The organism is Mesorhizobium sp. B2-7-1 (genome assembly GCF_006440735.1).
Lineage (GTDB): Bacteria > Pseudomonadota > Alphaproteobacteria > Rhizobiales > Rhizobiaceae > Mesorhizobium.
In genome coordinates, this window is record NZ_VFUA01000042.1 from 36,917 (window position 1) to 48,712 (window position 11,796).

Sequence of the window (11,796 nt, forward strand, 5' to 3'; positions counted from 1 at the left end):
GAGGATGGCGTGAACGAGAGAACCGTGCCGCCGATCAGCGCGGCTGCCGCCGCATTCCTGTCGCGGCCGCATCGGCCCTTCATCAATGGACGTTTCGTCGATGGTCTCGCCGGCGAAGGGCTGGCTGTCGATGATTCCGCTTCCGGCGAGGTCGTCGCCTATGTGCCGGAGAGCGGCCCCGAACTCGTCGACCAGGCGGTGCGTGCGGCGCGCGCGGCGCTCGAGGGGCCATGGGCCTCGATGCGGCCTGTCGACCGCCAGAACCTGATGCTGAAGCTTGCCGACGCTATCGAGGCCGATGCCGGCCTTCTGGCCGAGGTCGAGAGCATCGAGAACGGCAAGTCGCTGGGTGTCGCGCGCATGCTGAGCGCCGGCGGCACCGTCGACTGGCTGCGCTATTATGCCGGCTGGGCGACCAAGATCGAAGGTTCGACCTTCCAGGTTTCCATTCCGGTGCCGCCAGGCGCCAAGCACCACGCGATGACGGTGATGGAGCCGGTCGGCGTCGTGGGCGCCATCGTGCCGTGGAATTTTCCGTTGCTGATCGGCATGTGGAAGATCGCGCCGGCGCTGGCCTGCGGCTGCACGATCGTGCTGAAGCCGCCGCAGGAAACGCCGCTCGGCCTGCTCAGGCTTGCCGAGCTGATCGAGGCTGCCGGCTTCCCGCCCGGCGTAGTCAACATCGTCACCGGCAGCGGCAGCGTGACCGGCGAGGCGCTGATCCGGCATCCCGGCATCGACAAGCTGACCTTCACCGGCTCGACGGAAGTGGGAAAGCGCATCGGCCACGCCGCCGTCGACCGCGTGGCCCGCTTTACCCTGGAGCTCGGCTCCAAATCGCCGATGATCCTGCTTGCCGACATGGAGGACGGCATCGAGCCGCTGCTCGCCGGGCTCGGCATGTTCTTCAACCAGGGCCAGGTCTGCACCTCGGCGGCGCGGCTTCTGATCGAGAAGCCGATCTATGACCGCACACTGGCGCGTCTCGCCGAGATCGCCGACGGCATGACGATGGGCGCCGGCCGCGATGCGGACGCGCAGATCAATCCGCTGGTCTCGGCCAAGCACCGCAACAGCGTGCAAGGCTTCGTCGAGCGCAGTCTGGCAGCCGGGGTCGAACGGGTGAGCGGCGCGCGGCCGGTGCCGGCGAAAGGTCACTATGTGGCGCCGACCATCCTGCATCATGTGAAGGCGGATATGGAGATCGTGCGCGAGGAGGTGTTCGGCCCCGTCGTGGCGGCGATGCCGGTCGCCGATCTTGACGAGGCGATCCGCGTCGCCAACGACACGCGCTATGGCCTTTCGGCCTCGATCTGGAGCCGCGACATGGGCAAGGCGATGACGGCGATCCACGGCCTCAAGGCTGGCACGGTGTGGGTCAACTCGCACAACACGCTCGACCCGGCGGCACCCTTCGGCGGCTTCAAGCAGTCCGGCATCGGTCGCGAACACGGCCGCGCGGCAATCGAGGGCTACCTCGAAACCAAGACCGCCATCATGCGCTACGCCTGACCAGATGACGGAGGCTTACGACTACATCATCGCCGGCGCCGGCTCGGCCGGCTGCACGCTGGCGAGCCGTCTGGTCGCAGCGGGCAAGCGCGTGCTCGTCGTCGAGGCGGGGCCGGCCGACAACACGCGCTTCGTCGACATGCCCGCCACCTTCGCCAAGGTGATCGGCACGGCGCGCAGTTGGATCTACCAGTCGGAGCCGGAGCCAAGCGTCGGCGGCCGCTCGCTGCCGATCCCGCAGGGGCGCACGCTCGGCGGCGGCTCCTCGATCAACGCCATGCTCTATATCCGTGGCCAGCCGGAGGACTATGACGGCTGGCGCGATCTCGGCTGCCCGGGCTGGGGCTGGGACGATGTGCTGCCGGTCTACAAACGGCTGGAGCGCAATGAACGCCTCGCCGGCGAGCGGCACGGCAGCGACGGTCCGCTGCCGGTCTCCGATCCGCGCTACCGGCACCCACTGTCGCTCGCCTATGTGCGCGCCGCCCAGCAGGCTGGATACCGCTTCAATGACGACTTCAACGGCGAACGGCAGGAGGGCGTCGGCTTCTACCAGACCACGACGGCAAACGGCGAAAGGCAGTCGGCCGCCAAGGTGTTTTTGCGGCCACTCGCCGGCAACGCCAATCTCAAGATCGTCACCGATGCGCTGGTGACGGCACTGACGCTTGAGAACGGCGCCGCGACCGGACTGTCCTACACGACGCCGGACGGACAGAACCATACAGCCTCGGCCAGGGTGGAAGTGATCCTTGCCGCTGGCGCGCTCGCCACGCCAAAGCTGATGATGCTGTCCGGTCTCGGCCCGGCCGCGCATCTGGTTGAGATGGGGATTCCCGTCATCCGCGACATGCCTGGGGTCGGCCAGGACCTGCAGGACCATGTCGCAGCGCCGCTCTACGCGCTGACCCGCAGGCCCGTCTCGCTGCTCGGCGAGGATCGCGGCCTCAAGGCGCTGCGGCACGGCCTCGAATATCTTTTGTTCCGGCGCGGCCTGCTCGCCTCCAACGTGGTCGAGAGCGGCGGCTTCTTCGACACCGACGGCGACGGCCGGCCCGACATACAGTTCCATGTGCTGCCGGTGATGATTGAGAACGCCGAGCACGGCTCGGTCGAACGCCACGGCATGGAGTTGAACCCGTGCGTGCTGCGGCCCAAGTCGCGCGGTTCGGTCCGGCTGCGCTCGCCAAAGCCAGGCGATCCGATCCGCTTCACCACTGGCTTCCTGTCGCATGCCGACGACCTTGCCCTGCTGCTCGCCGGCATGAAGGTCGCGCGCGCGATCCTGCGCCAGCCGGCGCTGCGCGAAGTCGTCGCCGAAGAGCTTGCGCCCGGCAAAGCCGATGATCTCGGCGACGAGGCGATAACCGACCACATCATCCGCCACGCCAAGACCGTCTATCATCCCTGCGGCACCTGCCGGATGGGAACGGACGATCGGGCGGTGGTCGACCCGCAGCTTCGCGTGCGCGGCGTGCCGCGCCTGCGCATCGCCGATGCCTCGATCATGCCGCGCCTCACCAGCGGCAACACCAACGCGCCGGCGATCATGATCGGCGACCGCTGCGCCGATTTCATCCTGGGGACCCGTTGAGGTCAGCCGAGACTGATCCACGCCGTTTTGAGGTCGGTGTATTTCTCGATCGCGTGAAGCGACTTGTCGCGACCGAAGCCGGATTGCTTGAAGCCGCCGAGCGGCACAGTGATGTCGGCGCCGCCATAGGTGTTGACGTGGACGACGCCGGCATTGATGGCGCGGACCATGCGGTGCGCGGTCGACAGGTTCGAGGTCCACACGGCCGAGGCAAGGCCATAGACGGTGGCGTTGGCGAGCCGTATCGCCTCTTCCTCGGTTTCGAAGCGCATGATGCCGAGCACCGGGCCGAACACTTCCTCGCGGGCAAGCTGCATTTTCTCGGTCACGTTCTCGAAGATCGTCGGCGCCATGTAGCTGCCGCCGGTTTCGGTGAGGATGCGCTCGCCACCGGTGACGAGGCGGGCGCCCTCCTCCGTAGCCTTGGCGACGAAGCCGAGATTCTTGGTCAGTTGCTCGGCGCTCGACACAGCGCCGACATCGGAGCCGAGATCGAGCGGATCGCCGACCTTCAGCTTCGTGGTTGCCTTGACGAGTTCCTCCATGAAGCGGTCATAGACCGAGGCCTGGACCAGCAGCCGCGAGCCGGCGACGCAGACCTGTCCGGAATTGCGGAAGATGCCGTTGGCGGAGACCACCGCCGCCTGTTTCAAATCAGGCGCGTCGGCGAAGACGATGTTGGGCGACTTGCCGCCGAGCTCGAGGAAGACGCGCTTCAAATTGGAGAGTGCGGAATATTCGAGCAGGCGGCGGCCGACCGGGCCGGAGCCAGTGAATGCGATGGCGTCGACATCCATGTGCAGGCCGAGCGCCTCGCCGGCGACCGAACCCCGCCCGGTGACGACATTGAAGACGCCTTCCGGCAGTCCGGCCTCGGTGGCGAGTTCCGCCAGCCGCAGCAATGTCAACGAGGCGATCTCCGGCGGCTTGACGACGATCGCGTTGCCGGCGGCCAAGGCCGGCGCGATCTTCCAGGCGCCGATCATCAACGGAAAATTCCACGGCACGATGGCGCCCACGACGCCGAGCGGCTCCTTGTGGATCAGGCCCAGCACATTGTCGGCCGTCGGCGCGATCTCGCCATAGATCTTGTCGATCGCCTCGGCGTAGTAACGGATGGTGCCGGCCGCGGAGAGCGGCTCGGCCTTGTAGGCCATGCCGATTTCGGTGCCGTTGTCGCGCACCCCGAGCACGGCCAGTTCCAGCGCATACTTTTCGACCAGCTCGGCGAATTTCGCCAGCACCTTCTTGCGAAAGGCGGGGGCGGCGCGCGACCAGGAGCCTTTGGCGAACGCCTTACGCGCCGAGGCGACGGCGCGGTCGACATCGGCGGCGCCGCCATCGGCGATGCTGGCAAAGGGACGGCCGTCGATCGGCGAGATCACCTGCAGGCTGACGCCGCTCTGCGCGTCCACCGGGCTTCCATCGATGAACAGACGCCGCGCGCCGACCTCCGCTTTGCGCAGCGTGTCGATGGTGTCCTGGTTGATCATTATCAGTTTGCTCCAAATTCTACATGAAGTGTCGCCGGCGCGCGGAACTCCCAGCCGCGGAACACCGGCTGCTTGCCCGGCACTAGGCGCAGGTCGGGAAAACGCTCCAGCAGCAATCTCACCGCAAGGCACATCTGCTCGCGCGCAAAGAAGCGGCCAGAACAGAAATGATGGCCGAAGCCGAAGGCGGCGTGGTTGCCCTCGTCGCGATGGATGTCGAAGCTGTCGGGATCGGTGAAGCGGCTTTCGTCGCGGCTGGCCGAGGAGACCAGCGCGGCGACCGGCGCGCCGGCCGGGATGGTCGCGCCGCCGATCTCCACGGCGCGGGTCGTCTCGCGCGTCTGCGTGCCGATCGGCGCCACCCAGCGCAGGCCCTCGTCCACCGCCTTGGGCACGAAAGTTTCCGGATCGTCGAGCACCTGGCGCAGTTGCCGCGGGTTCGTCAGCAGGCCAACGAGGATGGAGCCGGCGCCGTGTCCCGGTTCCTGCATGCCGCCAAGCAGGATGACCTTGATGGTCGGCATCAGGAAATCGACCGCGCGGGTTTTGCCCTCGGGCATGCCGTCATGCAGCATGTGCGACAGCGCCGAGTCATCCGGCTCGCGGGTCAGCCGTTCAAGCGTCGGCAGGACGGCGGCACCGACCTCGGCGCCGATCGTGTCGGCGATCTCCTGGCGCTTCGGATCTTTTTCGAAGTTGATGGCGCCCTGGGCGAGCCCATAGAACCAGCGGCGCAAGGTCGGCATGTCGATGTCCATCAAGCCAAGCGAGCGCGCCAGGCTCAGCGTCGACACCGGCTCGAAATAGTCGGCCATCAGTTCGGCGGAACCGCGTTTGGCGATCTCATCGAGATAAGGTTCGGCAATCGAGCGCACGAGATCGCCGGCATAGGCGGCGACGGTGCGCGGCCGGTATTTCGGGTCGACGCCCTGGCGCAGGTTCTTGTGGACCTCGCCGTCGGTGGTGAGGATGGTCGGCTTGCCGAAGGAACGCTCGACCGGAGAGACGCCTGCCCTGACGATGGCGGAGAAGATTTCTGGCGACTTCGCCACCAGCTCGACGTCCTTCCAGCGGGTGACGAACCACAGGTTGACCGCCGGCACGAAAGCGACCGGAGCGCTGCGCCTGAGCTCGGCGTAGATCGGATAAGGATCGGCTTCCAGCGCCTCGACCGTGATATCATCGGCAAAGCTCATGCCGCTGCTCCCGCTACGTTAAAGTAGGGCGGCGCGGACGCCGCCCTGCCTTGTCCGTCAATCGCCTATCCCTCAATCGCCGAGCGGCTGGCCGAGCCTTTCGAAGGCAGTCGGATCCCGGCCCCTCAATGCGCCCGCCAGCAGCAGGCCGATCACGGCGGCGATCAGCACCAGCGCCGGCAGGAACACGCCGAGGAAACCGCCGGCTCCCGACAGGCTGCCGAAATTGATGACGATCAGGTAGATGATGACGACGAAGGCGATGAAGGTCAGCGCCGGCAGGATCGTGGTCTTCAGGCCGTTCTCCTGGTTGGACGGATTGGCGCGGAAGTACATCACGACCGCAAGCGAGGCCACCGCCATCATGACGATGACGCCGAGCGTAGCGACGTTGGTGAGCCACGAGAACAGCGCCAGCACCGGATCGAGGCCAAGCACCGCGAACAGCCCGACGACGACGGCCGCAAGCACGGTCTGGATGACCGAGGCGACATGCGGGCTTTGATGCGCCGAATGCGTCACGCCGATCGACTGCGGCAGAAGTTTCTCGCGGCCGGCGACGTAGATGTAGCGGGCGACCGCGTTGTGGAAGGCCAGCACGCCAGCGAACAGGCTCGACACGAAGAGGATGCTCATGGCGTGCGTGAGCAGTGTTCCGGCATAGCGGTCGGAGAGACCGAACAGGAAGGTGGTCGGATCCTGCAAGGCCTGCAGCGACGGCAAGAGCTTTTCGACGCCGGCGCCAACCGCCATCAGCCAGGCGGTGATCATGTAGAACAGGCCGATCAGGATGACGGAGAAATAGGTGGCGCGCGGGATGGTCACCTTCGGGTCGCGCGCCTCCTCGGCATAGATGGTCGTCGCCTCGAAGCCGATGAAGGCGGCGAAGCAGAACAGGATGGCGATGGCCGGCGCGCCGCTGGTGATCTGGCTCCAGCTGAAGGGCGCCGCCGACAGGCCGCTGTCGCCGCCGGTCTTGAGGATGGTGAGGTCGAGGATCAGCACGACGACGTATTCGGCAAGCACCAGCACCGTCAGGATCTTGGCCGACAGGTCGACCTGGCGGTAGCCGAGCACGGCGACGATGGCGATGGCGATGAAGCTCCACACCCACCAGGGCAGGTTGATGCCCCAGCCAGCGAACAGGCCGGAAGTGGCCGCGCCCAACAGGCCCATGACGCCGATCTGCATGGCGTTGTAGGACAGGATGGCGATCAGCGCGACGGCGCCGCCGGAGAGGCCACCCAGCCCACGCGCGGCATAGGCGTAGAAGGCGCCGGCATTGCCGATGTGGCGCGACATGGCGACATAGCCAACCGCGAACAGGAGCAGCAGCAGCGTCACGATCAGATAGGTGCCGGCAAAGCCGGCGCCGTTGCCCATCAGCATGCCGAGCGGTGTGCCGCCGGCAACGGCCGTAAGGGGTGCTGCGGCCGAGATCACCATGAAGGTGATGGCGCCGACGCCAAGGCTGTTCTTCCTTAGCCGGTTCGCTGAGCCGGCTTCAATGGTCGTCATTTTTCCCTCCATTCCGCTTAGCGGAAACCAAGTGTCCCTGAGATGCCGAGGACCTTCTGGCGGGTCCGAAGTTCATTTCACTATTTGCAACGGCATTTCGATATTAGACTTGCAAAGGAATCGACTTGCTGTCAAGTTAATTCGCACGTTAAGTATCTGGAGGAGGAACAGAGACGCGATGAGCACCGTGGCCAAAGCCATTTCGCTGCTGGAGCTGTTGGGCAGCGGCGCGCCCGAGGCGGCGCTTGCCGATATCGCCAAGGCCGCCGGTTTCGACAAGGCGACGACGCGCCGGTTGCTGGTTTCGCTCATCGCGCAAGGGCTGGTCGAGCAGGACGAGGCGACACGCTTCTACCGGCTCGGCGCCGGCCTGACGCGGCTGGCGCTGATGCGCGAGGCGCAGTTCCCCTTCCTGCGCATGGCGGTGCCGGTGGTCGATGCGCTGGCCGCCGAGACCGGCGAGACGGTGCATCTGTCGGAATATTCCAGGCGCGGCCTGATCACCGTTCATGTGGTCGAATCGCCTAAAGCCAACAGGGTCAGCGTGCCGCCCGGCGAAGTGCTGCCGATGCATGCGACGGCGTCCGGCATCGCCTTCCTGGCTTTCACCGAGGAGCGCATCCGCGAAGCCATCCTCGCCGGACCGATGCCGGCCTTCACGCCCTTCACCATCGGCGATGCAAACACTTTGGCCGAACAAGTCGCCGCCGCCCGCGCGCGCGGGCATTCCATCGGCTCGCAGGGTTTCGAGGAAGGCGTGATGAGCGTCGCCGCGCCGGTTCTCGGCACCGATGGTTACGCCATCGGCGCCATCGCGGTGGCGGCGCCAAGAGTGCGTACCCAAAAGGCCGATATCGAGCGGCTCGGCATCGGCGTGACCGCCGCGGGCCGCGAGATCGGTGAACGGCTGTTCGGCCGGCTGCCCGGCCAGAAGCGGGCATGACAACCAACAAGAGACTGCAGGGAGATTGACGTGGAGGAGAAACGCCGAATCCTGGTTATCGGCACCGGCGACACCAAGGCCGACGAGCTTCTGTTCATGCGCGAGCGCATCGAGGCCGTCGGCGGCGTTGCCGTGATGATGGACGTCAGCGTGCTTGGCGATCCGCCCTACAGGCCGGAGCACGACCGGTATGCCGTGGCCAAGGCCGCCGACACGACGATCGATGCGATCATCGCCAGCGGTGACGAGAACACGGCGATGACCTTGATGGCGCTCGGCGCCTCGCGGCTCGCGCGCTCGCTCCATGACGAAGGCGAGATCGACGGCTTCATCGCGCTGGGCGGCTCGATGGGCACCGACCTTGCGCTCGACGTCGCGCTTGCATTGCCGCTCGGCGTGCCCAAATTCGTCGTCTCGACGATTGCCTATTCGCATCTCGTGCCGCCGGAGCGCATCGCCACCGACCTGATGATGATCCTGTGGGCCGGCGGCCTCTACGGGCTCAACAGCGCCTGCAAGGCAGTGCTGTCGCAGGCCAGCGGCGCCGTCGTCGGCGCCGCGCGGGCTGTCGTCAAACCCGACATGTCGCGGCCGAAGGTCGGCATGAGCTCGCTGGGCAAGAGCTGCCTGCAATATATGGTGACGCTGAAGCCGGAGCTGGAAAAGCGCGGCTATGAGGTCATCGTCTTCCACACCACCGGCATGGGCGGACGCGCGTTGGAGGCGATCGCGGCGCAGAAGGGTTTCGTCGCGGTGCTCGACTTCAGCCTGCAGGAGCTCGCCAACCAGCTCACCGGCTCGGTGGTGAATTCGGGCACCGACCGGCTGGAGAATGCCGGGCGGCAGGGCATTCCGCAGATCGTCGCGCCCGGCGCCATCGACATGGTGGACTTCCCGACCTGGCAGGCGGTGCCGTCGCGCTTCGCCGAGCGGCCGTACCACGCGCATAACCGGCTGCTCGCCTCGGTGACTTCCGACGGCGCAACTCGCCAGGAGATCGCGCGCGCCATCGGCGACAAGCTCGCCGCAGCGACCGGTCCGACGGCCTTCATCCTGCCCGCCGGCGGCATCCAGCAATGGGACCAGGAAGGCGAGCCGCTCTACGAACCTGAGGCGCTGTCGGCTTTTGTCGAAGAGATGCGAACGCGCGTGCCGGAGAATGCCGAGCTGCATGAGATCTCCGGCCACATCAACGACGTCGCCTTCAGCGCCAAGGCGCTGGAGATCTTCGACCGCTGGGTGGCCGAAGGCATCGTGCCGCCCGGCGTGACCGGCAGGCAAGCGGCATGAGCGAAGTGAAGCCGCAGGCGCTGGTGCTCGATTTCGGCGGCGTGGTCACGCGCACGCTGTTCGAGACGCATGCGCTGACCGAGCAGGCGCTTGGGCTCAAGCCGGGCACGCTCGACTGGCGCGGGCCCTTCGATCCGGCTTCCGATGCGCTGTGGCGCTCGATGCAGGCCGACGAGATCAGCGAACGCGACTATTGGAGAACGCGCACACACGAGGTCGGCCGACTGGTGGGCGAGGACTGGCAGGATATGTCGACCTTCGTGCAGCGGGCGCGCGGCGCCGATCCGCAGGCGGTGGTGCGGCCCGAGGCCGAGCGTGCGATCCGCATCGCGCATCAAGCCGGCGTGCGGCTCGCCATCCTCTCCAACGAGCTCGACCTGTTCTATGGCGCCGATTTTCGACAACGCCTGCCGCTGCTTTCGCTTTTCGAGACGATCGTCGATGCGACCTACACAAAAATCCTCAAGCCCGATGCCCGCGCCTATGCGATGGTCGGTGAGGCGATGCAGCTGCCGCTTTCGGCCTGCGTCTTCGTCGACGACCAGAAGCGCAATGTCGACGGCGCGGTCGCCGCCGGCATGCTCACCGTTCATTTCGACGTCGCAGAGCCGGCGCGAAGCTATGCCGAGGCGCTCAGTCCTTTCGGGCTGACGCTCTCCTGATTGGAAAAACGGAGTCCCTCCCGATGCGTGACATCAACTTCCTCACCGAAAACAACGCCAAGCCGATCTGGCATCCGATGGCGCATCCGGCCGAAATGCGGGCAAGCCCGCCGAAGATCATCATGAAAGGCGAAGGCGTTTCGGTAACCGATGCCGAGGGCCGCACGGTGCTCGACGCCGTCGGTGGCCTCTGGAATGTCAACCTCGGCTACAGCTGCGATCCGATCAAGAAGGCGATGACGGCACAGCTCGACGCCCTGCCCTATTATTCCGGTTTTCGCGGCACCTCGACCGGACCGTCGATCGAGCTCGCTTACGAGCTCACCGAATGGTTCGCGCCCGAGGGCATGGTGCGCGCCTTCTTCACCTCGGGCGGCTCGGATTCGGTCGAGACGGCGCTGCGACTTGCCAGGCAATACTGGAAGATCCGCGGCCAGGCCGACCGCACGAAATTCCTGGCGCTGAAGAAGGGCTATCACGGCACGCATTTCGGCGGCGCCTCGGTCAACGGCAACGCCAATTTCCGCCGCAACTACGAGCCGCTTTTGCCCGGCGTCTTCCATACGCCGGCACCCATGACCTATCGCAACCCATTCGACGAGACCGACCCGGCGAAGCTGGCGAAGCTTTGCGCCCGGGCGATCGAAGAGGAGATCGCCTTTCAGGGAGCCGACACCATCGCCGCCTTCATCATGGAGCCGGTGCTCGGCGCCGGCGGCGTCATCGTCCCGCATGAGAGCTTCATGCCGATGGTGCGGGCGATCTGCGACCGCCACGACATATTGTTGATCGCCGACGAGGTGGTGACCGGCTTCGGTCGCACCGGCGCCTGGTCGGGCTCGCGGCTCTCCAGCACGAAACCGGATTTCATGACCATCGCCAAGGCGATCACATCGGGCTATTTCCCGCTTGGCGCCACCGTGATCAGCGGCAAGGTCGCCGAAGTCTTCGAGGCCGACAAGACGAGCTTCGGCGCGATCGGCCACGGCTATACCTACTCGGGCCATCCGGTCGGCTGCGCGGCCGGTCTGGCGGCGCTCGCCGAAACCAAGCGGCTGGCCGTCAACGAGAATGCGGCGGCGCGCGGCGTCGAGCTCGGCAAGGCGCTGGAGGCGCTGAAGGCCAAGCACCAGCTGGTCGGCGACGTCCGCTACCAGGGCTTGATGGCGGCGCTCGAGCTGGTTTCGGACCGCGCCGCCAAGAAGCCTGTCGACAAGAAGACGATGGCCGCCGTCGCGGACGGCGCTTACGAGGCAGGCGTCATGCTGCGCGTCTCCGGCAACAACATCATCCTGTCGCCGCCGCTGATCATCACCGCCGCCGATGTGGTGAAGATCGCCGAGGGGCTGGATGCGGGGTTGGCCGCTGCCGCGGCCTAGGGAATAGGGATTGGGCGGTAGGCAATAGGAAGACAGCCCTACTGCCTACTGCCTACTGCCTACTGCCTACTGCCTACTGCCTACTGCCTACTGCTGGACTGCACCCCTGTTGTGAGACAGGGAATAGGTGATAGCGTTAGCGTTAGGCCGCACGGGGCTGCTGCGCAGCAGCCCCGTGCGGCGTCCAGTTTGCCTCGAACTCCACGGGC

The 11,796-nt window shown here is 66.2% G+C and carries 9 protein-coding genes; 6 read left to right on the forward strand and 3 right to left on the reverse strand.

Translation table 11 applies throughout. The features are described 5' to 3' along the window. Positions 1-9: 9 nt before the first annotated feature. Both FJ471_RS17225 and FJ471_RS17230 read left to right on the forward strand, forming a co-directional pair. On the forward strand, positions 10-1,512 hold the full coding sequence (locus tag FJ471_RS17225) for an aldehyde dehydrogenase family protein (RefSeq protein WP_140805069.1): 1,503 nt from the start codon (positions 10-12) through the stop codon (positions 1,510-1,512). Between the two features lie 4 nt (positions 1,513-1,516). Then, on the forward strand, positions 1,517-3,106 hold the full coding sequence (locus FJ471_RS17230) for a GMC family oxidoreductase N-terminal domain-containing protein (protein WP_140805071.1): 1,590 nt from the start codon (positions 1,517-1,519) through the stop codon (positions 3,104-3,106). Positions 3,107-3,108: 2 nt separating this feature from the next. Here FJ471_RS17230 and FJ471_RS17235 read toward each other — a convergent pair whose 3' ends face one another. The 3 genes from FJ471_RS17235 to FJ471_RS17245 form a co-directional block, all read right to left on the reverse strand. After that, positions 3,109-4,599 carry an aldehyde dehydrogenase gene (locus FJ471_RS17235; protein WP_140805073.1) on the reverse strand — a complete coding sequence of 497 codons (1,491 nt, stop codon included), beginning with the start codon at positions 4,597-4,599 and terminating at the stop codon, positions 3,109-3,111. Between the two features lie 2 nt (positions 4,600-4,601). Further along, positions 4,602-5,795 carry a cytochrome P450 gene (locus FJ471_RS17240; protein WP_140805075.1) on the reverse strand — a complete coding sequence of 398 codons (1,194 nt, stop codon included), beginning with the start codon at positions 5,793-5,795 and terminating at the stop codon, positions 4,602-4,604. Positions 5,796-5,867: 72 nt separating this feature from the next. Further along, the gene (locus FJ471_RS17245) at positions 5,868-7,313 is read right to left on the reverse strand and encodes an APC family permease (protein ID WP_140805077.1); all 1,446 of its coding nucleotides are present in this window, start codon (positions 7,311-7,313) and stop codon (positions 5,868-5,870) included. A 178-nt stretch (positions 7,314-7,491) separates the two neighbouring features. Between FJ471_RS17245 and FJ471_RS17250 the strand changes: the two genes are divergently transcribed. The 4 genes from FJ471_RS17250 to FJ471_RS17265 are packed head-to-tail and all read left to right on the forward strand — an operon-like array spanning position 7,492 to position 11,587. Then, positions 7,492-8,256 (forward strand): IclR family transcriptional regulator, encoded by a 765-nt coding sequence (locus FJ471_RS17250; RefSeq protein WP_140805078.1) that lies wholly within the window; start codon positions 7,492-7,494, stop codon positions 8,254-8,256. Between the two features lie 30 nt (positions 8,257-8,286). Then, positions 8,287-9,546, forward strand: coding sequence for a Tm-1-like ATP-binding domain-containing protein (locus FJ471_RS17255; RefSeq protein ID WP_140805079.1), 1,260 nt, complete (start codon positions 8,287-8,289; stop codon positions 9,544-9,546). Then, the gene (locus tag FJ471_RS17260; RefSeq protein ID WP_140805080.1) at positions 9,543-10,208 is read left to right on the forward strand and encodes an HAD-IA family hydrolase; all 666 of its coding nucleotides are present in this window, start codon (positions 9,543-9,545) and stop codon (positions 10,206-10,208) included. Before FJ471_RS17255 ends, FJ471_RS17260 begins: the two co-directional genes overlap by 4 nt. A 23-nt stretch (positions 10,209-10,231) precedes the next feature. Further along, positions 10,232-11,587 (forward strand): aminotransferase class III-fold pyridoxal phosphate-dependent enzyme, encoded by a 1,356-nt coding sequence (locus FJ471_RS17265; protein ID WP_140805081.1) that lies wholly within the window; start codon positions 10,232-10,234, stop codon positions 11,585-11,587. Positions 11,588-11,796 lie beyond the last annotated feature (209 nt).